The 23599-nt window shown below is 50.7% G+C and carries 20 protein-coding genes; 11 read left to right on the top strand and 9 right to left on the bottom strand.

Features of this window, described 5'->3' with window-relative positions; genetic code table 11:
- The first annotated feature begins 1 nt into the window (after window position 1).
- Complete coding sequence (locus tag EIZ48_RS15810) at window positions 2–307, top strand: MGMT family protein (RefSeq protein WP_075761842.1); 306 nt, start codon at window positions 2–4, stop codon at window positions 305–307.
- A gap of 45 nt (window positions 308–352) precedes the next feature.
- Here the strand turns inward: EIZ48_RS15810 and EIZ48_RS15805 are convergent, their stop codons facing one another.
- Entirely contained in the window at window positions 353–772 is a 420-nt protein-coding gene (locus tag EIZ48_RS15805) for a YbaY family lipoprotein (RefSeq protein ID WP_160653294.1), read from the bottom strand.
- Window positions 773–893: 121 nt separating this feature from the next.
- On the opposite strand from EIZ48_RS15805, the gene tesB reads away from it, so the two are divergent.
- Window positions 894–1754: an acyl-CoA thioesterase II gene (gene tesB / locus EIZ48_RS15800; protein WP_075761840.1), complete on the top strand. Its 861-nt coding sequence runs from the start codon at window positions 894–896 to the stop codon at window positions 1752–1754.
- Window positions 1755–1856: 102 nt separating this feature from the next.
- Here the strand turns inward: tesB and EIZ48_RS15795 are convergent, their stop codons facing one another.
- The 3 genes from EIZ48_RS15795 to EIZ48_RS15785 all read right to left on the bottom strand — a co-directional run bounded on the left by EIZ48_RS15795 (window position 1857) and on the right by EIZ48_RS15785 (window position 6115).
- Entirely contained in the window at window positions 1857–3641 is a 1785-nt protein-coding gene (locus tag EIZ48_RS15795) for a SmdB family multidrug efflux ABC transporter permease/ATP-binding protein (RefSeq protein WP_160653292.1), read from the bottom strand.
- Entirely contained in the window at window positions 3638–5380 is a 1743-nt protein-coding gene (locus EIZ48_RS15790; protein ID WP_160653289.1) for an ABC transporter transmembrane domain-containing protein, read from the bottom strand. The genes EIZ48_RS15795 and EIZ48_RS15790 overlap by 4 nt, the downstream gene beginning before the upstream one ends.
- Before the next feature lie 273 nt (window positions 5381–5653).
- The gene (locus EIZ48_RS15785; protein WP_160653286.1) at window positions 5654–6115 is read right to left on the bottom strand and encodes an Lrp/AsnC family transcriptional regulator; all 462 of its coding nucleotides are present in this window, start codon (window positions 6113–6115) and stop codon (window positions 5654–5656) included.
- A 177-nt stretch (window positions 6116–6292) separates the two neighbouring features.
- Here EIZ48_RS15785 and EIZ48_RS15780 point away from each other — a divergent pair, with 177 nt between their 5' ends.
- Entirely contained in the window at window positions 6293–7357 is a 1065-nt protein-coding gene (locus tag EIZ48_RS15780) for a PLP-dependent cysteine synthase family protein (protein ID WP_160653283.1), read from the top strand.
- Window positions 7358–7653: 296 nt separating this feature from the next.
- Entirely contained in the window at window positions 7654–8352 is a 699-nt protein-coding gene (gene queC, locus EIZ48_RS15775; protein WP_160653281.1) for a 7-cyano-7-deazaguanine synthase QueC, read from the top strand.
- A 97-nt stretch (window positions 8353–8449) separates the two neighbouring features.
- On the opposite strand, the gene prmB is transcribed toward queC, so the two are convergent.
- Complete coding sequence (gene prmB / locus EIZ48_RS15770; RefSeq protein WP_160653278.1) at window positions 8450–9382, bottom strand: 50S ribosomal protein L3 N(5)-glutamine methyltransferase; 933 nt, start codon at window positions 9380–9382, stop codon at window positions 8450–8452.
- Window positions 9383–9435: 53 nt separating this feature from the next.
- Between prmB and smrB the strand changes: the two genes are divergently transcribed.
- A complete protein-coding gene (gene smrB, locus EIZ48_RS15765; protein WP_075761833.1) occupies window positions 9436–9966 on the top strand; it encodes an endonuclease SmrB in 531 nt (176 codons plus the stop codon).
- A 90-nt stretch (window positions 9967–10056) separates the two neighbouring features.
- Here the strand turns inward: smrB and EIZ48_RS15760 are convergent, their stop codons facing one another.
- Window positions 10057–10416, bottom strand: a complete 360-nt coding sequence (locus tag EIZ48_RS15760) for a hypothetical protein (protein ID WP_083651690.1) — start codon at window positions 10414–10416, stop codon at window positions 10057–10059.
- 143 nt (window positions 10417–10559) lie between these two features.
- Window positions 10560–11033, bottom strand: a complete 474-nt coding sequence (gene sixA / locus EIZ48_RS15755) for a phosphohistidine phosphatase SixA (RefSeq protein WP_160653275.1) — start codon at window positions 11031–11033, stop codon at window positions 10560–10562.
- 327 nt (window positions 11034–11360) lie between these two features.
- On the opposite strand from sixA, the gene EIZ48_RS15750 reads away from it, so the two are divergent.
- A complete protein-coding gene (locus EIZ48_RS15750; RefSeq protein WP_160653272.1) occupies window positions 11361–14126 on the top strand; it encodes an insulinase family protein in 2766 nt (921 codons plus the stop codon).
- A 72-nt stretch (window positions 14127–14198) separates the two neighbouring features.
- Here EIZ48_RS15750 and fadJ read toward each other — a convergent pair whose 3' ends face one another.
- Both fadJ and fadI read right to left on the bottom strand, forming a co-directional pair.
- The gene (fadJ, locus tag EIZ48_RS15745) at window positions 14199–16313 is read right to left on the bottom strand and encodes a fatty acid oxidation complex subunit alpha FadJ (RefSeq protein WP_160653270.1); all 2115 of its coding nucleotides are present in this window, start codon (window positions 16311–16313) and stop codon (window positions 14199–14201) included.
- A complete protein-coding gene (fadI, locus tag EIZ48_RS15740) occupies window positions 16313–17623 on the bottom strand; it encodes an acetyl-CoA C-acyltransferase FadI (protein WP_075761829.1) in 1311 nt (436 codons plus the stop codon). The genes fadJ and fadI overlap by 1 nt, the downstream gene beginning before the upstream one ends.
- Window positions 17624–18190: 567 nt before the next feature.
- On the opposite strand from fadI, the gene EIZ48_RS15735 reads away from it, so the two are divergent.
- The 5 genes from EIZ48_RS15735 to EIZ48_RS15715 all read left to right on the top strand — a co-directional run bounded on the left by EIZ48_RS15735 (window position 18191) and on the right by EIZ48_RS15715 (window position 23570).
- The gene (locus EIZ48_RS15735) at window positions 18191–18763 is read left to right on the top strand and encodes a sigma-70 family RNA polymerase sigma factor (protein ID WP_075761854.1); all 573 of its coding nucleotides are present in this window, start codon (window positions 18191–18193) and stop codon (window positions 18761–18763) included.
- The gene (locus tag EIZ48_RS15730; RefSeq protein ID WP_160653268.1) at window positions 18750–19463 is read left to right on the top strand and encodes a DUF3379 domain-containing protein; all 714 of its coding nucleotides are present in this window, start codon (window positions 18750–18752) and stop codon (window positions 19461–19463) included. Before EIZ48_RS15735 ends, EIZ48_RS15730 begins: the two co-directional genes overlap by 14 nt.
- 291 nt (window positions 19464–19754) lie before the next feature.
- Window positions 19755–21035 (top strand): outer membrane protein transport protein, encoded by a 1281-nt coding sequence (locus EIZ48_RS15725; protein ID WP_160653265.1) that lies wholly within the window; start codon window positions 19755–19757, stop codon window positions 21033–21035.
- Between the two features lie 345 nt (window positions 21036–21380).
- Entirely contained in the window at window positions 21381–22709 is a 1329-nt protein-coding gene (locus EIZ48_RS15720; RefSeq protein ID WP_160653262.1) for an outer membrane protein transport protein, read from the top strand.
- Between the two features lie 213 nt (window positions 22710–22922).
- Window positions 22923–23570: a trimeric intracellular cation channel family protein gene (locus EIZ48_RS15715; RefSeq protein ID WP_160653259.1), complete on the top strand. Its 648-nt coding sequence runs from the start codon at window positions 22923–22925 to the stop codon at window positions 23568–23570.
- Window positions 23571–23599: the final 29 nt, after the last annotated feature.

Below are 23599 nucleotides of genomic sequence, written 5' to 3'. Positions count from 1 at the left end.
TATGGACGATTTTGCGAGTCAAATCTATAGCCAGGTTCACCAAATTCCCCACGGAAAAGTGGCAACTTACGGGGATATTGCCAAATTTGCAGGCTATCCTGGTTATGCACGTCAGGTAGGACGGCTTATGGCGACCCTGCCCGAAGGCTCGAAGCTGCCCTGGCACCGCGTCATCAATGCGAAAGGCATGATCTCCCTATCCGGGAACGATCTGCAGCGTCAGCGCGAGCGGCTACTTCAGGAAGGTATTGAGGTTGCTGAATCTGGCAAGCTCAGGCTTGCCAAGTACCGCTGGGACGGAAGGTAGGCAAATCACCTCCACAGCCTGATTCCGCCGTGGAGGATTCTCGTATTACTGAACTTTTACCAGCATCAGGTTAAGCTTGGTCGTCAATGAGGGGTCGGTAATAACGGGATTGGACGTATCAGTAATAAACATCAGCTTTCCGTTCACTTCAATACGGGCACTGATTGAATAGGTATGGTTCGGCTTAATTTCTTCTTTCATAAAGTTAAGCTGAAAATCAAACGGAACCTGCTTGCCGTCAGACAAGAAAGCCTGGCTGCTGATCACCTCGGCAGGGACGTCCATTTTTGATACATCAGATAGGGTTACCGTAATACGGGCATTATTCGGTAATGCAATACGCTCTTTATAAGTCAAAGAGCCATCCACTGTTCCCAGATCCGCATCCTGTTTGATTAAATTGGTACAAGCTGAAATAACCAATAACGCGATCAATGCTGAAAGCAGTGTAAATATCTTTTTCATCCCTCTCCCCTTGCAATCAGGCACAAACCTGTAACATTGCAATTACCCGTTAATTACACTTGAATTTGTGACCAAGTATCCGTAAAAATCAGCTAATCATATCATGGAACTTGGATCTCCGATGAGCAAAGAACTGAATGAACTTCTCACTCTGTTACACTTAGAACAACTTGAACAAGGTTTATTCCGCGGCCAAAGTGAACATCTAGGCTTACCTCAGGTTTATGGTGGCCAGGTTATCGGGCAGTCTTTATCGGCCGCCAAAGAAACCGTTGACGAAAACCGCCAGGTTCACTCATTTCACAGCTACTTTCTACGCCCGGGCGACCCGCAAAAACCTATCATCTACGATGTCGAAAACCTGCGTGACGGCAGAAGCTTCAGCACCCGGCGGGTAAAAGCGATTCAATATGGCCGCCCTATCTTTTATCTGACGGCCTCTTATCAGGCTGAAGAGAGCGGACTGAGCCACCAGTCCACCATGCCGGATGTGCCGCCGCCCGAGTCACTGATTTCAGAACAGGCTTTAGTGCAGTCAATTGCCGAACACCTACCGAAAGCTGCCGTCGAGACATTTGGCCGCGAAAGGCCTATCGAGGTGAGGCCGGTCACCGTCGTCAACCCGCTGGCACCCAAACCAGAGGCCCCCAAGCAATATCTTTGGATCAAGGCCAACGGCGACATGCCTGATGATCCCCGCATCCACCAGTATGTACTGGCCTACGCCTCAGACTGGGGCTTTTTGGTCACGGCACTGCAGCCTCATGGGGTAACACTGATGACACCAAAGATGAAGGTTGCCACAATCGACCATTCGATGTGGTATCACCGCCCGTTCCGGATGGACGAGTGGCTGCTCTATGCCATCGACAGCCCGTCGGCCAGTGGAGCGCGAGGGCTGGTACGCGGAGAGATTTACAACCAGAAAGGTGAACTGGTGGCCTCGGCGGTCCAGGAAGGACTGATGCGCCAAGGCCAATAGCCAGAACGCAACAGAGGTTGAGCAATCAACCTCTGTTGTAGACCATCACAAACGAATAGCTTTCATACCGCTTATCTTAGATAGTTTTTTTAAATCGAGCATTTAAGCAGATAGTTCGGCAGCGCCCTGCTCTTCTATCTGATGCAAGTGCTCACCCGCCTGCTGCAACTGGTACATTTGCCAGTAGTGCCCTTCCTGAGCCAGTAACTGCTGATGATTGCCCCGCTCCGTCACGGCACCATGGCTTAGCACTAATATCTCGTCAGCCTCCATGATGGTCGACAAACGGTGTGCAATCACTACTATGCTCATATCCTGACGCAACGCATTGAGCGCCTGCTGAATATGATGCTCGGTACCCGAGTCAATATTGGCGGTTGCTTCGTCAAGAATTAAGATCTTAGGCTGCACAACCAGCACCCGCGCCATAGCCAGCAGCTGCTTTTGACCGGCCGACAAGTTGGCTTCACCACTGCCCAAGCGGGTATCCAATCCTTGGTGATAGGCCCGTATCTGCCCGGCGAGCCCTACCTTTTCCAACGCCTGCCAAATCAAAGAATCGCTGACATCCCGCCCGAGACAGACATTTTCTCTGACGGTATCGTTAAGAACATGCGGGTCCTGCTGCACCATGGCAATTCCCTCCCGCAGTACCGAATGCTCCAGCGAGTCCAACGGCCTGCCATCAAGCTTCAGCTCGCCACTGGTGATCGGATAGAACCCCATCATGAGCGAGGCCAGGGTACTTTTACCGCTGCCGGTATGACCGACCAAGGCCAGAAAGCCCCGATGCGGTAACTCGACATTGATCCCCTTCAGTACCTGCTGCTTGCCATCATAGCTAAACACGACCTCACGGCATTCCAGGCTGCCTGCAGCCATTGGCAGAGCATCATCGCCGTAGCGCTGCTGCTTGGCATCGATAAACCCGAAGATCCGCTCACTGGCCACTAACGCCTGCTGCAACAGAGAAAGCTGCTGGGTAAGCTCAATCAATGGCTCGGTAACCCGGCCGAGATAGCTGATAAAGGCATACAGCACCCCGACACCGACCAGCTCAGCACCACTGATACCGAACAGCGCAACCAGTGACAGCAATGCCACCCCGGAGAGAAAATCGATCAAGGGCCGGAGCATCAGTCCGTTGAGCTTCATGACCCCGATCTGCGACTCGAGATGGCGCCGGGTCAGGCTGGAAAACTGCTTGCTGAACGCCTGTTCCTGACGCATCAGTTGGATCAGACTCATGCCCTGAATAGATTCACTCATCGAGGCATTGATGTCGGCCAGCAAATCACGCATTTTCCGGTATGCATCTGCACTCTTGCGCTGATAGAGCACCATCACGGCAACAACCGCAGGCAGCAACACCAGAACCACCATGGTCAGACGCCAGCTCAGCATGCTCATGACCACCAGCATCACGCTGATAAAAATCACATTCTTCAGTACCGTGCCAATCACAAAGACATAAAAGTCCTTAATTGCCTCGGTATCATTGGTGATCCGGGAGATCAACTTACCGGTCGGCATATAATCAAAAGCCGACAGTGGCTGGTTAAGCACCTTGCCAAACAACTGCTTGCGGACGGTCTGCACCACACCGATGGCGATTTCGTTAAACCTCAGTGCCTGAATATACTTAAACCACGCCGCTATCCCCATCAGGGTGATATAGGCCAGTGCCAGCCCTGCTACCATATCCAGCGGGTACTGATCTTTGGCGATATAGTTATCGATAAAGTGCTGGATCATCCAAGGACCGGAAACGTCCGCCAGCGAAGCCACCAGCAGCAGGCCAATGGCAATCGCCAGTTTTTTCTTATCATGCAAGGCATAACCCAGCAGCCGTTTGAGGACGTCTTTGTTTACGGCTTTCCCTGTCATTTCGCCTCCTTAATTGCCTGCTCAAGTTGTTGATAGCGGTACATTTCACCGTACCAGCTTCCCGCCCCAATCAAGGTCTGGTGATCGCCCTGCTCGGCTATCTGGCCATGCTGCAACACCAGAACAGTATCCGCCTGCTCCAGCGCCGTCAGACGGTGAGCAATAACGATAACCGTCTGCTTCTGTTGCTGCCTCAAATTGGCCAGGATCCGGTGCTCTGTCTTACCGTCAACGGCAGACAACGCATCATCCAGAACCAAAATTTCCGCCTCTAGCAACAAGGCCCGGGCAATCGAAATACGTTGCTTTTGTCCGCCCGACAGGGTGATCCCCTTCTCGCCGACCAAGGTCTCGTAGCCATCCGGAAACTGGATAATATCTTCATCGATGCAGGCCGCCTTAGCCGCCGCACGGATCTGCGCCATAGAAGCGTTCGGTCTGCCAAGGGCAATGTTTTCGGCGATTGAACGCGAGAACAGAAACGGGCTTTGACTGACAACGGCAAACCGGCTCCGCCAATGGTTAAGGTCGGCTTCGGTAATACTGATCCCGCCATAGCTGATACTGCCCTGCTTTAACTCCTGCTGACGAAGCAGCAAAGAGAGTAAGGTGGACTTGCCGCTACCAATCGGCCCGGCTATACCGAGCATCTGACCCGGTTGCAAGGTCACATTCACCTCGCTCAGCGCTGGTTGCGTCTGCCCGTTCCAGTAAAACGCCTCGATATCAACCTGCAAGTCCTGCTGCGTGGCAGCCAGGGCGGCATCACCGCTGACAATTTCCGGTGCCTCGTCAAAGATATGCTGAAGTCGCTTCCAGGCAGCCGAGCCACGCTCGAGAATATTGAACAGCCAGGCCATGGCCAGCATCGGCCAGATCATCAGCCCCTGATAAAGCGCAAATGCGGTCAGATCACCCAGTGTCAGACGCCCCTGTGACACCATATAGCCACCACCGGCGATACTGAGAAAGAATGACATCCCAATCGTCAGCTGGATCACCGGATCAAACTTGGCATCGACCTTTTCCACCGCAAGGTTCTTTTCCCCGACCCTGTCGACCACATCGGCAAAGTCAGCCTGCTGACGCTGTTCCAGGCCAAAGGCACGGATCATTCTCACGCCATTGAGGGTTTCCTGCGTTTTATCCGTCAAGTCGGAAAATGCCGCCTGCGATTCAGAAAAACAGCTATGAAGCTGACGGCCAAAACGAAAGACCGCCATCGCCATGAAAGGCATCGGCAGCAAGGCCAGAACAGTGAGTTCCCAGCTCAGCATTGTGGTCATCACAAATAGTACCGCCAGCCCCATGATCAGGGAGTCGGCCGCGGTCAGCACGCCTTCACCGGCAGTCATCACCACAGCATTGACATCATTGGTGGATCGCGCCATCAAGTCGCCGGTTTTATAGCGTTCAAAAAACACCGGAGGATGGGAAGAAAAATGGCGGTACAGGCGGTTACGCAGCACAGTGCCAAGCTCGGCAGCCGCACCGAACAACCAGACCCGCCAGATAATGCGCAGGATATAAACCATGAACCACAAGACGGCAATGCCTGCTAACCAGCTCAGCATTACCGGCAGGGTGATCTCTCCAGTAACGACACCATCGACAATCCAGCCGATAGCCCGCGGCGGCAATAGCTCAAACAGAGAAACCAGGATCAAAATTACTATCGCGCCGCCGTAACGACGCCATTGTTGGCGGAAATACCATCTCAACTGCCAAAAAATCTGCATAGTCCCTCCACAGAAACAGGCATAGCCATAGTTTAAGACGAATTAAAGTCAGTCAGAGCAGCAATTACCTCGGGATGCAATTTGCAGGAGAAGAGATACCAATCAAAGAGAAAAGAAAGGCTGTTGTATCATGCTGGCCTTGTTGCTTATAAACAAAGCCATTATCGGAAAATTGACTAATAAATCAACCAAATGGAGACAGCAAAATTCAAAACAATCACTTTCTCCATGATAATTTATAAATCAGTTATATCTGCTTTTTTATACAGTATTTCACACCGGCAAAGCAGTCGTATATTTCAGCGGCTCCATGGCAAACGTCGAGGTCACATTGGTCAGCCCTTCGATGCTGTTGACCAGCTTTTTGTAGAACTTATCAAATGCGGCCATGTCAGCCACCTGCACTTTCATCATGTAGTCGTACTCACCGGCCATTCGGTAGAACTCCATCACTTCAGGAAAATCCGATACTGTTTCGACAAAACAGTGGTACCACTCCTTGGAGTGGTTACTGGTTTTGATCTGCACGAATGCCGTAAACGACAAACCAAGCTTCACCGGATCAAGCAAGGCTACCCGCTGTCTGAGGATGCCGCTCTCCTCCAGCCGCTTTAAGCGCTTCCAGCAAGGTGTCGTCGTCAGGTTTACCGCCTCGGCCAGTTCGGCCAGCGCCAAGGTACCGTCTCGTTGCAGCATCCGTAGCAACGTTCTGTCAGTGTTATCTAAGTCAGCCAATGTATTACCCCTAAATCACAACATAGAGAAAATTTTTCTCCATATTATCGATATAAAAGCAAACAAAGCAAAGTTTTTTCACGTGCTTCAAGTACTATGCTAAGCATTCCAATAAGAAAACAACCGTTGGTGTTCCCCCCGATTACCGACCGAGCCGCCTGAGAAAGAGGAAGAGACATGAGCCATGACCCGCAGTGGATTAACAGTGCCATCCGTAAGATAGAAGCTGACTTTCAGCGTTCGGCAGACACCCACCTCATCAAGCTGGATCTTCCCTCTCTGGACGGTATCGATATTTACCTAAAGGACGAGAGCACCCACCCGACCGGCAGCCTGAAACACCGACTGGCCCGTTCGTTGTTCTTGTATGCCCTGTGTAATGGCTGGATTGGTCAGGATACAACGGTTATCGAATCCTCGTCCGGCAGCACCGCCGTATCGGAAGCCTATTTTGCACGCCTGCTTGGCCTGCCCTTTATTGCGGTTGTGCCGCGCAAGACAGCCCGCAAGAAAATCGAACAAATCGAGTTCTATGGTGGTCGTGCCCACTTCGTCGACAGCCCAAGCGAAATTTACGCCGAGTCGCGCCGCCTGGCCAAAGAGCTCAACGGCCATTACATGGACCAGTTCACCTTTGCCGAGCGTGCCACTGACTGGCGCGGTAACAACAACATCGCCAACAGCATCTTCGAGCAGATGCAGCTTGAAGAGCACCCGATCCCGAGCTGGATCGTCATGAGCCCGGGCACAGGTGGCACATCAGCGACAATCGGTCGCTATATCCGCTACCAGATGCACCCGACCAGACTCTGCGTGGTCGATCCTGAGAACTCGGTCTTTCATAACTATTACAAGACCCGCGATCTGACTCTGACCGGCACTGTCGGCAGCCGAATCGAGGGTATCGGCCGCCCGCGCGTTGAGCCGAGCTTCATTCCGGACGTGGTTGACGAAATGCGCACCATTGCCGATGCGGCCAGTATCGCCACCGTCCACTGGCTGGAAAAACTGCTGGGACGCAAGGCCGGTGCCTCTACGGGGACCAACCTCTACGGCGTGTTGCAGCTGGCCTGCGAGATGAAGGCCCGCGGTGAAACAGGCTCTATCGTTACCCTGCTTTGCGACAGTGGCGAGCGCTATCTTGATACCTATTTCAACGAGCAGTGGGTGGCCGACAACATCGGCGATATCTCTGCTTACTTCAGCCAACTGGAAGCCTTCGAGAAAACCGGTTCGCTGTAACCCCAAACTATTGTGAAATAGCTTGGGTACTTTTTTCTTTGTTCTATCCTGCAATCTACACGTTAGTTTGCCGCAGCCTGTCTGCGGCTTTTTTTTACCTTCTGTTTGTCGGCTGAGCAGAGAAACTTTCCTCACCAACAACTCTGAGGTAGCATTGCCGTGCCAACAGAGAACCTGCTGATGGTAGTAATACCTGCTTATAATTAACTGGCCGATCAGATAATTAATAAGCCAGGTATGTTCATTCAAGCCACCGACTGTTTTTCGGTAAGGCTATAACACAGGAAAGACAAAGTATGCGTAAAGCCGTAGTCGTTTTTAGTGGCGGCCAAGACTCCACCACCTGCCTGATCCAGGCACTTGCCAACTACGATGAAGTTCATTGCATCACCTTTGATTATGGCCAGCGTCACAAGCTGGAAATTGAAGTGGCGCAATCTGTCGCCAAAGAACTGGGCGTTGCCGCGCACAAGGTTATGGATGTCGGATTGCTCAATGAGCTGGCGATCAGCTCGCTAACCCGTGACAATATTGCCGTTTCCCACGAGCTGCAGGAAAACGGCCTGCCAAACTCGTTTGTTCCCGGTCGTAACATTCTGTTCCTGACTCTGGCAGGGATCTATGCCTACCAAATTGGTGCCGAGGCGGTGATCACCGGCGTCTGCGAAACTGACTTTTCCGGCTATCCTGACTGTCGCGACGAATTCGTCAAATCCATCAACCAGTCTCTGGTACTGGGTATGGATCGTCCGCTGAATATCGAAACGCCGCTGATGTGGCTGAACAAGGCCGAAACATGGGCGCTGGCCGATCAGTACAGCAAACTGAACTACGTCCGCCAGCAGACACTGACCTGCTATAACGGGATTATCGGTGATGGCTGTGGTGACTGCCCGTCTTGCGATCTTCGCCGTGCCGGCCTCGAAGACTACCTGAACAATAAAGCGTCGGTAATGGCTGAGCTTAAAGCCAAACAGGCCAAGGGCAATGCCTAGCACCCTCTCGGTCATATCTGACTAGGTCACCCCATAAAAAAACCGGAGCTTGTGCTCCGGTTTCTAGTTTCTGGGTTCTTACAAGAACGACTCGATATTAGTCACGGTAAAGTGAAAACTCGTCCTGACATTCAAGCAACTGCTCACGGGTCATCATAAACACGCCGTGGCCACCGTTCTCGAACTCAATCCAGGTAAACGGAATGTGCGGGTACTGCTCTTCCATATGGATCATCGAGTTACCGACTTCACAGATCAAGACACCGTTCTCTTTCAGGTAATCCGGTGCATTGGCAAGAATACGACGAACCAGCTTCAGACCATCGGTACCCGCTGCCAAGCCTAGCTCCGGCTCGTGACGGAACTCCTCCGGCAGGCTGTTCATGTCTTCCTGATCAACATACGGCGGGTTAGTCACAATCAGGTCGTACTGATCTTTTGGTACATCGCGCAACAGATCAGAGCGTAGCGGGATCACCTGCTGCTCCAGGCCATGGTCCTGAATGTTCTGCTCGGCAACCTCCAGCGCATCCGTCGAGATATCAACCAAGTCAACTTCGGCTTCCGGGAAGGCATGCGCACAGGCGATACCGATACAACCGCTGCCGGTACACAGGTCCATAATACGAGTCGGGCTCTCGGCCAGGAACGGTTCAAAACCATTCTCGATCAACTCGCCGATCGGTGAGCGAGGCACCAGTACACGCTCGTCGACAAAGAATTCCATGCCGCAGAACCACGCTTTGTTGGTCATATAAGCGACAGGGGTACGTTCGTTAATACGACGGATCACACGCTCGACAATACGCAGACGCTCGCTGCTCGTCAGCCGTGAAAAGCGGACTTCCGACGGAATATCCAGTGGCAAATACAGGGTCGGCAGTACCAGTTGTACCGCTTCGTCCCACGCATTATCCGTGCCGTGACCATAAAAAAGACCCGCAGCATTGAAACGGCTTACCGTCCAACGTAGCATGTCCTGTAAAGTGTGAAGTTCGTTGACGGCCTCGTCGACAAAAATCTTATCCAAAATAGCCTCCGAATGACGCTACAATACCGCTATAGAGTTGTTGGAATATCATTATGAGTAAAAAAGATCTTACCCTGGAAGATGACCTGGCACTCTTTCAGGATGCGGTTAAAGGCGTAAAAAAGTTGTCGCATGATACCATAATCACGCCACGCCGACAGAGCCCAAAGGCTGATAAGCCCAAAGTCTCGGAAAAAGAAACCCAAAACCACGAGTTTTATTTCTCCGATGAATTCGAGCCCCTCCTCAACGAGCATGGCCCGATGCAGTATGCTCGTACTGGTGTGTCAAAATATGAAGTGAAAAAGTTACGCCGCGGGGTGTATGTACCCGATATGTATCTGGACATGCATGGTATGACGCAACAGGAAGCCAAACGCGAACTGGCTGCCATGATTGCCGCCTGTATCAAGGAAAGTGTGTCCTGCGCCTGTGTGATGCATGGCATTGGCAAACATATCTTGAAGCAAAAAGCACCGCTGTGGCTGGCACAACATCCGGACGTGATGGCTTTTCACCAGGCTCCGCTGGAGTTCGGGGGGGATGGTGCGTTGCTGGTCTTAATTGATATTCCGGAGAGATAAACAAAAGAGGCGAGAGCCAAAGTACGAGTGTCGAGAAAAACAACAGCCTGTTTATTGCTCGTCACTCGATACTAAATTCTCACCACTTGGCTAGTATACATATTTCGCCAGGGCTCCCACATTGATCACCTGACCTTCGACAATCAGCGTCACTTCGCCACTGTCGCAAATCTGCATACGGGTTTTTACCGCCCCTTCGCTGTAGTAGTGTTCACAGTTACCATTACGGGCGCTGTCAATACGCGAAAAGATAGTGATCCCACCAGCACTAAAAATGCTCTGCGGCGCGGCAAACGTCAGGGTACTGCCGGATGCGGAAATGTGCATTTCTTCACTGACACCATTAGCCCACTTGATTGCACCGTTAGCATTAATGCTCGGAGCTCGAGGCCCCTGAATACAGCCAGCTAACAGTACGGCACTGAGGATTGCAAAAATTTTACCTTTCATAACAGTAACTTTGTTAATTCTCGTTCGATGAATGATACTCAATCCAGCTAGGGATGAAACCTCAATAGATAAAAACTGAGTCCTAAATCAGCTCTCGAGACCTATATCGGCAGCCATTCCCAAAGCTTAAGGTTAAATGTTGTTCATCCTTCAGGATTGGCCTGCCACAAAAACTCGACTTCTTCATCATCAGGCTGGTAGTCAAGAGCCGCAATCGCGGATGTGCGGAACATAGGAGGCTGCAGACCCGGTGCCAACTCTGCAGTCAGGTAGCCAACCAAAGGCAGGTGTGAGACAATCAGGACAGTTTCCGGTCGCTCAACGGCAATAACCGCCTTCAGATAGGCCGCCACTTCCTCTGCTTGCCCGTAAGGGGTGATTTCTTCGACAGTCATCAGGCGTTTGGGCTCCGGCAAATGCCCAGCCATCGCCTGCCATGTCTGCTGGGCACGCAGGTAAGGGCTCACCCAAACCATATCCAACCCATCGCTTAGCTGACTTGTCAGCTGGATCGCCATCTGTTCGGAGTGTGACTCACCACGCGCTGTCAGAGGTCGCTCCGCATCAGAGGGAGCGAAGTTCTGCGCCTCACCATGACGCATGATATAAATTCGCATATAGCCTATCCAATAAACCCGTCCTATTAACTAACCGGACCGTCGACGCCAGATTATCTTGCCAAACCTGAACACGTCCGCCCAATCAGCCGCTATGCTAACAAGTCCAGCCTATGCTGAATAGCCATTCCGCACATTCTGTTACCGTTCCGTGACCGGTGAAACGCCTGAGCAAAAAAAACGGCAATTCTCGACACAATGCATAATTAGCCTCATCCCTGCTCCGATAAGGGCTGATGCGAATAAGAATCACGGCGAAGTTAATTTGCCACCCTCTATATTGAGCGTCATAATTAGCTTAATTTCCTAAGAAAATAGGCTCTTCACGTGCATATCAGTCCTAATGATCCTAAGCAGTACCGCTACCTGACTTTAGATAATAAGCTTAAGGTTCTATTGGTACATGACGCAGACGCCCCACGTTCAGCTGCGGCATTATCGGTCAAGGTCGGTCATTTCGATGATCCCGTTGATCGACAGGGCATGGCACATTTCCTGGAGCACATGCTGTTTCTCGGCACGGAGAAGTACCCCAAAGTCGGCGAATTCCAGACATTCATCAACCAGAGCGGCGGCAGCAACAATGCCTGGACCGGCACAGAAAATACGACCTTTTTCTTTGAAGTCAGTCCCCATGCCTTTAGCGAGGGGCTTGATCGCTTCGGCCAGTTTTTTACCGCTCCCCTGTTTAATGAAGAAGCCGTTGATAAAGAACGCCAGGCCGTCGATTCCGAGTACAAACTCAAAGTCAAAGACGATGTACGCCGTCTTTACCAGGTCCATAAAGAAACCATTAACCCGGCGCACCCTTTTTCCAAATTTTCCGTCGGCGATCAAACAACATTAGATGACAGAGACGGCAAACCGGTCCGCGACGAGCTGATTGACTTCTACCAGAGCCATTACTCTGCCGATCTGATGAGCCTGGTACTGCTCGGCCCACAGTCGCTGGACGAGCTGGAAGACTTTACCACCACCTACTTTGCCCATATCCCTAATACGGATATTGCCAAGCCGGCGATCACCGAACCGTTGGTCACCGCCAACGAAACCGCAAAATTCATTAAGATTGAGCCCATTAAAGAAGTTCGAAAGCTCACCCTGTCTTTTGCGATGCCTTCTGTCGAACAACATTATCGCCAAAAGCCCCTCTCCTATATTGCCCACCTGCTAGGCAATGAAGGTTGCGGCAGCCTGATGTCGATGCTGAAAAGCCGAGGGCTGATCAATACGCTCGCCGCAGGGGGCGGCGTCAACGGTAGCAATTTTCGCGAATTCACCATCAGCCTTAACCTGACCCCGAAGGGACTGGATAATATCGATGATATCGTGACGGCTGTTTTTCAATATATCCAGCTCATCAGTCAACAGGGCCTGAATGAGTGGCGCTATACAGAGAAACAGGCTGTGCTGGAGCAGGCTTTCCGCTATCAGGAAAAAAGCCGCCCGCTTGATACTGTCAGCTATCTGGTCATGAACCTGTTCCACTATGCACCGGAAGACGTGATCTACGGTGACTATATGATGACCGAGTATGACGAACCGCTGTTGCGAGAGCTGCTTGCCTACCTCAGCCCGGACAACATGCGCCTAGTGCTGGTTGCCCAGGGACAGGAGTACGACCGTATCGCCCAGTGGTACCATACTCCCTACTCCGTCTCTACCTTTACCGACGGGCAACTGGCACGCTGGCAACAGGTAGACAATGAGCCCGATCTAAGCCTACCCGAGGTCAACCCCTATATCTGTGAAAAACTGGATCCGCACCCGCTGGCCGCCGAAGCCGAGCTTCCTCCCCAGCTAATCCAGGATCTTCCGGGGTTCCGCCTGTGGTACAAGCAGGAGCATGAATTTCGGGTCCCAAAAGGGGTGGTATATGTGGCCATCGATAGCCCGCATGCCGTCGACACACCCCGCAATATTGTCAAGACACGCCTCTGTGTCGAGATGCTGTTGGAAGCCATCAACGAGTCTGCCTACCCGGCCGAAATCGCCGGTATGTCTTATAACCTCTATGCCCACCAGGGCGGGGTTACCCTGCAGCTATCGGGCTTTAGCGAAAAACAGCCGCTCTTGATGAAACTTTTGCTGGAACGCTTCGAGGGAAGAACCTTCAGCCCGGAGAGATTCCAGAACATCAAGGCACAAATGCTCCGTAACTGGCGCAATGCCGCCGAGGACAAGCCGATATCTCAGCTTTTCAACGAGCTGACCGGGATATTGCAGCCCAATAACCCGCCTTACCCGGTGCTCATCGAAGCGCTGGAAACCATTGAGGTCGACGAGCTTCCGGAGTTTGTCGAGGCGATGTTTGCCGAGCTGCACATCGACACCTTTATCTACGGTAACTGGCTGAAGGAAGATGCGCTGGCTCTGGCAGAGCTTCTCAAGGATGCCTTCCGAGTTACCGACCAGCTCTATGGCGAATCACAAAGACCACTGGTTCGTCTGGGCAAAGTCGGCACCCTACGTCACGAAGTCAACTGCAACCATGCCGATTCTGCGATCCTGATGTACTACCAGTCGAGGAAAACGACCCCCAGAAAAATTGCCGTCTACACCCTGGCAAACCATCTGATGTCGACCACCTTCTTCCACGAGCTGCGTACCCGCCAGCAATTGGGCTACATGGTCGGCACCGCAAATCTGCCCCTGAACCGGCATCCGGGGCTGATTTTATATATCCAGTCGCCGGTAGCCGCACCAGCCCAACTGTCCGAGGCCATTGACGAGTTCACCAATGCCTTTGCCCTGGTATTGCTGGAGCTGACCGAGGCGCAATGGCAGGCCAGCAAGCAAGGACTGATCGCGCAAATTTCCGAGCCGGATACGAACCTGCGTGCCCGGGCACAGCGATTCTGGGTCAGCATCGGCAACAAAGATACCGAGTTCAACCAGCGCCAGAAAGTGGTGCAGGAACTGCAGGCACTCAGCCGCGCCGATATGATTCGCTTCATTGTCGAGATCATCAAGCCACGCACTTCAAACCGGCTGGTCATGCACTGCCAGGGACATGCCCATAGCAACCTTGAGCCGCTCAGCATCGGCCTGCCCCTTGAGTCAATCGATGAGTTTCAGAAAAAAGCGCGCTAACGTCTGCTAAAAAGCAGCAAAGAGAATAAAAAATGGCCTGCATTTGCAGGCCATTTTTAATGGTTACACTTATCAGGCTTGATAGAAGCTCTGGCCTTCGTTTGCCATCGCGATCAGCTTGTCACATGGCTTGAAGCGCTCGCCGTACTTATCGGCATGTTCGTTGAGCAACTCGACCACTCGCTTGATCCCCAACTGATCCATATAGCGGAACGGACCACCAAGGAATGGCGGGAAGCCGATACCGAAGATAGCGCCGATATCACCGTCCCGTGCCGACTGAATAACCCCTTCATCCAGACAGCGGGCCGCTTCGTTCAGCATCATCAGGCTACAGCGCATGGCCAGTGCCGCCCCTTCCACCTTTTTCTCCGGTTTGATGTTCAGCAGTTTATAGACCGTCTTATCGACAGACTTTTTCTTGCTGTTATACAGATAGAAACCTTTACCACTCTTGCGCCCTTTACGTCCGTCATTAAGCAGCACATCAAACACATCCGGGCCGCGGAAGCGCTCACCCAGTTCCTCGACCATAATCGGCATGATCTTGGCACCGATATCGACACCCACCTCGTCAAGCAAGGTAATAGGCCCGACCGGGAAACCAAAGTCCAGCAACGCCGCATCAAGGTGCTCGATAGGCTCGCCGCTTAGCAGTACCGATGCCGCCTCATTCATGTAGGGGGCAAGAATACGGTTGACGTAAAATCCGGCTTTGTCGCCGACAACGATCGGTGTTTTACCCTGTTTCTTTGCCAGAGCAACGACAGTGGCCACTGTTTCCGGAGAGGTACCAGTATGAGGGATCACCTCTACCAACGGCATTTTTTCCACCGGGCTGAAATAGTGAAGACCGACGACATTTTCCGGGCGCTCGGCAGCCTCAGCTATCTGGTGGATCGGCAACGAGGACGTATTGGTGGCGAAAATGGTCTCGGCCTTGGCATTTTCCTCAATTTCTTTCACCATCTGATGCTTGAGCTTCAGATCTTCAAATACCGCTTCTACCACCACGTCCACACAGTCAAAACCGGTATAGTCAGTGCCCCCGGCAATGCTCATCATCTGCTTTTGCAGCTCAGCTTTGCTGATGATCCGGCGCTTACGCTTTTTATCCAGTAGCTTATAGTTATAAGCCATGGCATTTAAAATACCGTCATTGGCAATATCTTTGATCCGCACAGGGTACTTGGCCTTGGATGCGGTCACATGGCTGATACCACCGCCCATCAGGCCGCCTCCCAACACGCCAACTCGTTTGATGTCACCCGGTTTGGCATCCGATCCTGTTTCTTTTTTCATTGCTGTGGTGGCAAAGAAAATGCTGCGCAGCGCGGCGGATTCCGAACTCATTACCAACTCGCCAAAGCGCTTGGCCTCCTGCTTCAGGCCTTTTTCCATACCAAACTGCAAGCCGAACTTGATAACTTCCAAAATGGCGTCAGCCGCCGGATAGTTACCGCGAGTTTTTTCATGGGTTTTCTTGGCTGCCTGATCGAACACCAAAGAGCGCCCCAGAGCATTACCGCCCATCGCCCAATCCTGGAACGAGTGCTTGCGCTTGGGTTTGGCTTTCAGCGCCTGCTTCTCGGCGATATCAAGCAAGATACTGTGTGGAACCGCCTCGTCGACTACCCCTAGCTTTTTCGCCTTCTTGGCCCGCAACTGCTTGCCGGTCAGGATCATATCCAGGGCATTGGCAACACCGATAAGGCGCGGCAAACGCTGGGTACCACCCGAGCCCGGCAGCAAACCCAGCTGCACTTCAGGCAGACCTAAACGGGTCTTGTCATCATCGGAGCAGACCCGACTATGACAGGCTAGCGCCAACTCCATACCACCGCCCAGACACGGGCCATGGATTGCCGCCACCACATGGAATGGCAATGCTTCGAGTTCGGCAAACAGCTCCTGGCCTTTTGCTGCTAATTGTTGAGCTTCTTCGGCGGTGGTGCAGGCCGCAAGCATACGAATATCGGCACCGGCAATAAAGTTGTCCGGCTTGCCCGAATGGACTACCAGCCCCTTGATATCTTGCTTGGACTTTAATTCGGCCAGTACATCGGATACCTGCTCGACAAACGCTGACTGCAGCGTATTCATTTTTTCTTCCGGCACATCGATTTTCAGCCAAGCGACGCCGTTGTCACCGTAAGATAAAGAAAATGCGGATTCTTGTTGGGTCATTATTCTGCCTCCAGGATCATTGCGGCGCCTAAGCCGCCAGCTGCGCAAGCGGTATTCAATGCCAAACCACCTCCTCGACGCTGCAGCTCACGCAGTGTCTGGGTGATCATTCGTGCCCCTGTTGCGGCAAACGGGTGACCATAAGCGATAGATCCCCCCAGTACATTGAACTTGTCCATATCAATTTCGCCAATTGCCTGACTGCGCCCCAGCTTCTCCTCGGCAAACTTCTTCGAGCCAAACATCTTCACGTTGGCCAGCGTCTGCGCGGCGAAAGCTTCGTGCATATCAATCAGGGTAAGATCAGACAGACTGATACCGGCACGGTCGAGAGCCATCGGTGTTGCATAGGACGGCCCCATCAGCATGTCTTTCTCTACGCCGATCGCCGAGAAGGCATAGGAGCGGATATAACCCAATGGTTTGAGGCCAAGCTCTTTGGCCCTGCCTTCACGCATCAACAGGATCGCCGCCGCGCCGTCTGTCAGTGGTGTCGCATTGGCTGCGGTAACCGAGCCAAACTTGCGATCAAACGCCGGGCGCAACTTGGCATAAGACTCCAGCGACGAATCTTCGCGAATGTTATTGTCTTTATCTATCCACTGTCGGTAAGGTTCCGGGAAGGCAGTGATCACCTCGCCCTGGATCAGGCCGTCTTTCCACGCCTGTGCAGCCAGTGTATGCGAGCGGTGTGCCAGTGCGTCTTGCTCTTCACGGGTGATGCCATGGGTTTTCGCCATTTGCTCTGCGGTTTGGCCCATACTCAAGCCGGTTGAATATTCGGCCACCGCCGGCGGTACCGGCATCAGGTCCTTCATGCTAAGTTTGCTAAGCAGTTTTAAACGCTTGCTCATGGTTTTGGCCTTGCTCAGTGCCAGCAAGGTCGCCGCCATTTTTTTCGAAACGCCAATCGGCAATACCGAAGAAGAGTCGGCCCCACCGGCAATACCGATATCAACGGTACCCGAAATAATACTCTCAGCCACATTGGCCGCCGCCTGGAAACTCGTTGCACAGGCCCGGGTAACACTGTAGGCATCTGTGCCAATGTTCATGCCGGTACCAAGAACAATTTCACGGGCGATATTCGGAGCTTCCGGCATCTGGACAACCTGTCCAAATACCACCTGATCAATCAGTTGGGGATCAAAATCAATCTGCTGCAGCATTTCATTGACCACCATTTTCCCCATGTCCAGGGCAGGAACGCCATTAAAGGCCGTGGCCTGACGGGCAAACGGGGTACGTAATCCACTTACAACGGCGATGCGCTCACCTTGATGGGTGGTGAGATTCTGGAGACGTGTCATCGCTACTCCTTATTATGATTTGCAGGGCACTCAATGTGCACGGTAGAGGTCTGACCACATCAATTGTAATCAACTTGTTACTTATTTCAAACAAATGTTTTAAGTATTTACAAGAAGCGAGACACGAGTTGGAAATTACGGCGGGATTATGTACTTTCTATCTTAGTAAAATAAAAGCAACTTGTTGCTTACTATGAGAAAAAGGCAAAAAAAAACCATACCGATATGGTATGGTTATAATTTACACGGATAAAATCCATGCAAGGTATAAGTCAATTAACATAAAGCCAATTGCAAATCAGGCAGAGCCTGATAGGAGAAAGTAAAGTCAGCCTTCAAAAGGAAGTTGTCATCTTGCTCAACAGATAGTAACCATACAAAAACAGACCTGTTCCACAGAACCGAATTCAATGTTTACCATCAGATGACGTGAACTACTATAGCTTCCTCACGGGGACACAATTTGAACCAGATCAATTTTAGTGCTGATAATCCGATGAATCATGCAATCGCTGAATAAAACGAACTGAATAACGACCCAGCGGTTTCTTTTTGATGGGCAAATTTATGATTAAGCAATTTTTTCGTAAGAAAAAGACGGATGCCTCGGTCTCTGTAGACATGAATAAGCAAAGACGGTACGAAGCCCTTGTCCGGGCCTGGCATCGGGACTTATATCGCTACGCCTACTGGTTATGCCACGATCCTCATATCGCCGAGGATCTGGTGCAGGAAACCTGTCTACGTGCGTGGCGCTCTCTCGACAGCCTACATGATGACAAAGCCGCCAAGTCCTGGCTGATTACGATCCTTCGCAGGGAAAACGCACGTCGTTTTGAACGAAAACAGCTGGATTTGGTCGATATTGATGACTATGCCATCGCAGATACCAAGCATCAGGGCTCCGAGATGGATGTCGAGCAGCAGATCCTGCACAAGCAGATCATGAAGCTGGCACCAGAATACCGAGAACCATTAGTGTTGCAGGTTATGGCTGGATTTAGCGGTGATGAAATTGCCGAAATCCTCGACCTTAACCGCAATACGGTAATGACACGCTTGTTCCGCGCCAGAAATCAATTAAAAGAGCAAATTGAAAAGCAATCCGAGCGGAGGGGCCAACAAAATGGACGATCTTGAATTCCGTCGTCGTATCCTGGCAGATCCTAACGATAACAGTCAGGAAATGATCGCAGCAAAAAACTCATCGATAACGAACCGAAAGTTATCGGATGAACTATCACAGCTCGATGCCAAGCTTGAAAGTATATTAAAAGTCGATGTGCCCGATGATCTGGCTGATCGAATCTTGTTTCACCAATCCGGACAGCCTGAGCAGAATCGAGGGAAAACGCGATTCCATCTTGCTATAGCCGCCTCAGTCGCTTTCGTCTTCGGTTTGTTTGTCGGTCAATTTAACTCGCAAATTGTACCGGCCGGAACCAACAGTGAAATCGCACAGGTTGCCATGGAGCATGTCTATACCGAAGCGCCGTTTATCGAAGATATTGATGAGTCGGTCTCGCTACAACAGGTTAATGCCAAGCTAACCCCCTTTGGCTCTGAGCTGACCAACTTGCCCGGCCATGTCTACTATGTCAACCATTGTGGTTTTGGCGATAAAAATGCGCTTCATATGGTCATGGCAACGGAAAACGGCAAAGTGACTGTATTCGTCGTACCTGAGCAGCAACCCCAAATGTCATCGTTCAGTGACAATAATTTGAACGGGGTGGTAATGCCTGTTCAAAATGCAAGCTTGATAGTGGTTGGTGAGAAAGGACAAAACGTCGCCCCTATCGCCGAAAGTCTGGGCGCTGATCTTAACTGGGAAATTTAACCCACTTGCCTCATATTTGCGGTCATTCCCTGAAATAATGGAAATGACCGCATCTATTCCCCTGAAAAATAAAGCAATTTAAATTGTTACCTTGATTGCATATTTTTGATTTTACCATCCCTTTCCTCGATGAAAATTCGCTAGAATCCTTTCCTAGTTATTAACTTTGCAATAACAACCAATAAGTTACTAACTGGTCTGATTTGATACGTCAGGCTACCCACCTACAATCGTGCGCAATCTGCAAAAATAGCAGATAAATGCAGTATATGATTAGGAATAACAATAAATATGAATAAGAAGCGTCTGTTTACAAAATCTGTGGTTGCGGTAGCAATCACCATGGCATCGCAGCAAGCACTCGCTGCAGGTTTTCAGCTAAACGCACAATCTGCAACCGGCCTTGGTCGTGCTTTCGCGGGTGATGCGGTTATCGCTGATAACGCATCGGCAATGGCTCGTAACGCAGCGGCAATGTCGCTGTTTGATGCGCCGGCTATCTCACTGGGTATCAATGCTATTGATAGTGATATTGATGTAAAAGATGCCCAATACACAGCCTTGACTCAAAGAGGTCCGGTAACAGCCTCTTTGGCAGACCAGCAAGTTGGTGATACCTCGTACGCTCCAAATATCTACTATATCCACCCAATCAACGACAAATGGGCTGTGGGTGCAGGTATTTACTCTAACTTCGGCACTAAGACTGAATTCAGTGATAACTATGCTGCCAATGAATACGGCGGTATGACCGATGTGAAAAGCATCAACTTTGCCCTGAGTGCCTCTTACCGCATCAACCAGCAGTGGAGTGTCGGTGGTGGCCTGGATGTGATTTATGGTGCAGGTAAACTTCAACGTTCTAACAAAGCGCTGGAAGCTGCCCTACCTGGAGACGGCCCTCTTCTAGATGTAGATGCAGACGGTGTTGCTTTTGGCTGGAACGTGGGTACTGTTTATGAGCTGAATGACAATAACCGCTTTGGTCTTTCTTACCGTTACAGCCCGGAACTAGAAGCCGAAGGTGATATGCATTACCAACCTGGCGGTGGTGATATCGGCAACGAGAAGCTGAAGATGCCTCTGCCAGATATGGCCGAATTCTCTGGTTTCCATAAGCTTAACGACAAATTTGCTGTTCACTATAGTGTGCAGTGGATTGGTTGGAGTGCATTCGACAAACTAGAGACAAGTGGCAACAAAGTACTAAATACCTATGAGTGGCAAGACGGCTGGCACTACGCTCTGGGTGGTACTTACTACCTAAACAGCGACTGGACGCTACGTACCGGTTACATGTATGACACCAGCGCACAGGATCAGAAAACATCTATCTCGGTACCTGATTCAGACCGTCAGTGGTTCTCGGCAGGTTTCACTTATCACATCGATTCCAAGTCTAATATCGACTTTGGCCTGACTTACCTTGTGGGTAAAGATGTTAGTGTTACTGAATCAACACCTAACCCAGATCCGAATACAAATCCAGTATTCCCTGATGCAACAAGCATCAGCGCCACTACGCACGCTAACGCACTGCTATACGGCATCCAGTACAGCCGTTCATTCTAATTCAGCGAATCATTTTGCTTGAATTTGTAAAAGGGAGCCTTTGGGCTCCCTTTTCTATTTCTATTATAACTCACTGTCACCAAAAGATTTTATGACTATAGATACCTTTTACTCGCTAATTTGAGTGAACAGGGCGTCGCTGAAACTCTCTGTTTCATATACATGTGTACGCTGAAATCTCATCCGACCAGAATGAGATGGGTATTTTTTACCAGATGTAACACCAAAATCCAGAAACAAATCAGCATAAACAACTTAATGGTTGTTAAGAACAAAGAATAACTTAAAGCTTTTACTCTAAAGCGTATGATTCGCACCATTACATTTCAGCGAACATTTAGACTGATGAATAAAAACAAAATTACGCTTTCTTTGGCAGCAGCAGTAACTCTAGGCATGAGTGCCAATGCAATGGCAGCTGGCTTCCAGCTAGCAGAGTACTCGGCAACAGGCCTTGGCCGTGCATTTGCCGGTGAAGCCGCAATGGCAGACAATGCCAGCGCCCAGTTCCGCAACCCGGCGATGATGACCTACCTGGCAGGGACGCAGCTCTCTGTTGGTGCAATCTACGTTGATCCAAACATTGATGTCGATGGCAGTGTTGAATATGGTCCACTAAATGTTCAGACTAAAGCTAGCGATGTCGCGCATTCTGCGGTTATTCCAAACTTTTATCTTTCGCATCAAGTCAATGACCAGTGGGCTGTCGGCTTAGCCATCGCAACCAACTACGGAATGGAAACAGAGTTAAACGGTAACTTCTACGGAACGCTGTTTGGCAACCAAGCGATGATTAAATCTGTCGAAATCAACCCGAACCTTGCTTACAAGATTAATGAGCAGTTCAGTGTTGGTGGTGGTGTTCGCTATGTCATGGGCGAAGGTCATTTCGGTGCCTCTCTGCCAAGCTCATTACCAGCAGGAGCTGAAACACTTCTGCAGTCTAACCCACAATTAGCGCAACTAGCCTCTCAGCTTAAGGGCAAAGATCTTAAGTACATGGAAGGTGATGATACCGCATGGGGCTGGCAGCTAGGTGCGGCATGGCAAATCAACCAGGATCACCGCATTGGTGTAAACTACCGCTCTGAAGTTGATTTCAACCTTGAAGGTGATGCTTCCGGTCTGTCATACACAGGTATAAGTGGGATCCAACAAGGCACCAAACTCCCTGGTAGCATGGAGCTAACCCTGCCAGCAACAGCCGAAATTGCCAGTTTCCACCAGCTAACTGACAAGTTTGCGATGCATGCGAGTTTCAACTGGACAGACTGGAGCAGCTTTGAAAAGTTGGTGGCTGTCATTCCAGGCCATCCAGACAGCCCTGATACGATTAAAGTAGAAAACTGGAAAGACAACTACCGCCTTGCCGTAGGTACAACTTACCAACTAAATAACAAACTGGCGCTTCGTTCTGGTGTCGCATACGATACCTCTTCTGTCGATGAAGAATACCGTACCCAGACTATTCCAGAAACTGATCGTCTATGGCTAAGTATTGGTGCTGGCTACAGCTGGTCGAAGAACCTAAGCTTTGATGCCGGCTTCACTTACATCTTTGCTAAAGATGCGAAAATGAAAGAAGAAATCGAAGACATTCCAGGCCTAAGCTTCAACGGTGAAACCTCTGGCAACGTATGGCTAGTTGGCGTACAGGCAAACTACAAGTTTTAATGACAAGCTGAAACTAGAAACTAGAAACTAGAAACTAGATCTTAGCTACGTCCATGAGGAGAGTGTATTGATATGCACTCTCTTTTTTATTGCTTGCATCTCATGCATGAACTGAGTTAATCCATAAAGAAAGAAATTTCATTCGACGTCACAAAAATTGCCTCATAGAATCGCATCTTTCTTAGCATTCTTAGTATTTCATCAATTTTTCTCATGCTTTTAACAACACTATACATCATCGGAATAACTGCCGAGGCAATGACCGGCGCACTGGCTGCTGGCAAGCGTCATATGGACTGGTTCGGGGTCATGCTGGTTGCCAGCGCGACTGCAATCGGCGGCGGTACAGTACGCGATATCTTACTGGGCCACTACCCGCTCGGCTGGGTGGCAAATCCCCAATACCTTGCGATTACTTGCCTGGCTGGGTTGTTTACAACTATGGTGGCCCCTCAGGTTGTTCGCTTTCACAAGGTATTTGTTCTGCTCGATTCTCTGGGGCTGATTGTATTTAGTATCATCGGCTGCCGGGTAGCCATGGATATGGAGCTGTCTCCGCTTATCTGTATCGTGGCCGCCGTGGTGACTGGCGTTTTCGGTGGGTTGCTACGGGACTTAATCTGTCGTCGTACCCCCATGGTGCTGCATAAAGAGCTGTATGCATCTGTCGCATTCATGGCAGGTGGAATGTATTACGCAATGATGTATTTTGCCGTACCGGAAACAATAACGACGATTGCGACTCTGGTTGTCGGCTTTACGGTACGCGTTGCTGCCGTGCAGTTTGGCTGGCGCCTGCCGATATTCAAGTTCGAAGAAGTCGGCAAGGTTGAACCCAAAGAGCTCGATTCACAACCCTGACAACCCAGTTCAGGCATTCCGTCGGATAT

Source organism: Photobacterium alginatilyticum (genome assembly GCF_009910675.1).
Lineage (GTDB): Bacteria > Pseudomonadota > Gammaproteobacteria > Enterobacterales > Vibrionaceae > Photobacterium > Photobacterium alginatilyticum.
This window is presented reverse-complemented; position numbering and strand designations above follow the sequence as displayed.

Excerpts from the sequence above, each read along its gene's own strand:
- EIZ48_RS15715 (WP_160653259.1), top strand. The coding sequence starts at position 22,923 with ATGCTTTTAACAACACTATACATCATCGGAATAACTGCCGAGGCAATG.
- EIZ48_RS15810 (WP_075761842.1), top strand. The coding sequence starts at position 2 with ATGGACGATTTTGCGAGTCAAATCTATAGCCAGGTTCACCAAATTCCC.
- EIZ48_RS15730 (WP_160653268.1), top strand. The coding sequence starts at position 18,750 with ATGGACGATCTTGAATTCCGTCGTCGTATCCTGGCAGATCCTAACGAT.
- EIZ48_RS15805 (WP_160653294.1), bottom strand. The coding sequence starts at position 772 with ATGAAAAAGATATTTACACTGCTTTCAGCATTGATCGCGTTATTGGTT.
- EIZ48_RS15760 (WP_083651690.1), bottom strand. The coding sequence starts at position 10,416 with ATGAAAGGTAAAATTTTTGCAATCCTCAGTGCCGTACTGTTAGCTGGC.
- EIZ48_RS15795 (WP_160653292.1), bottom strand. The coding sequence starts at position 3,641 with ATGACAGGGAAAGCCGTAAACAAAGACGTCCTCAAACGGCTGCTGGGT.
- sixA (WP_160653275.1), bottom strand. The coding sequence starts at position 11,033 with ATGCGAATTTATATCATGCGTCATGGTGAGGCGCAGAACTTCGCTCCC.
- EIZ48_RS15735 (WP_075761854.1), top strand. The coding sequence starts at position 18,191 with ATGATTAAGCAATTTTTTCGTAAGAAAAAGACGGATGCCTCGGTCTCT.
- EIZ48_RS15790 (WP_160653289.1), bottom strand. The coding sequence starts at position 5,380 with ATGCAGATTTTTTGGCAGTTGAGATGGTATTTCCGCCAACAATGGCGT.
- EIZ48_RS15725 (WP_160653265.1), top strand. The coding sequence starts at position 19,755 with ATGAATAAGAAGCGTCTGTTTACAAAATCTGTGGTTGCGGTAGCAATC.
- smrB (WP_075761833.1), top strand. The coding sequence starts at position 9,436 with ATGAGTAAAAAAGATCTTACCCTGGAAGATGACCTGGCACTCTTTCAG.
- tesB (WP_075761840.1), top strand. The coding sequence starts at position 894 with ATGAGCAAAGAACTGAATGAACTTCTCACTCTGTTACACTTAGAACAA.
- EIZ48_RS15720 (WP_160653262.1), top strand. The coding sequence starts at position 21,381 with ATGAATAAAAACAAAATTACGCTTTCTTTGGCAGCAGCAGTAACTCTA.
- fadJ (WP_160653270.1), bottom strand. The coding sequence starts at position 16,313 with ATGACCCAACAAGAATCCGCATTTTCTTTATCTTACGGTGACAACGGC.
- queC (WP_160653281.1), top strand. The coding sequence starts at position 7,654 with ATGCGTAAAGCCGTAGTCGTTTTTAGTGGCGGCCAAGACTCCACCACC.
- fadI (WP_075761829.1), bottom strand. The coding sequence starts at position 17,623 with ATGACACGTCTCCAGAATCTCACCACCCATCAAGGTGAGCGCATCGCC.
- EIZ48_RS15780 (WP_160653283.1), top strand. The coding sequence starts at position 6,293 with ATGAGCCATGACCCGCAGTGGATTAACAGTGCCATCCGTAAGATAGAA.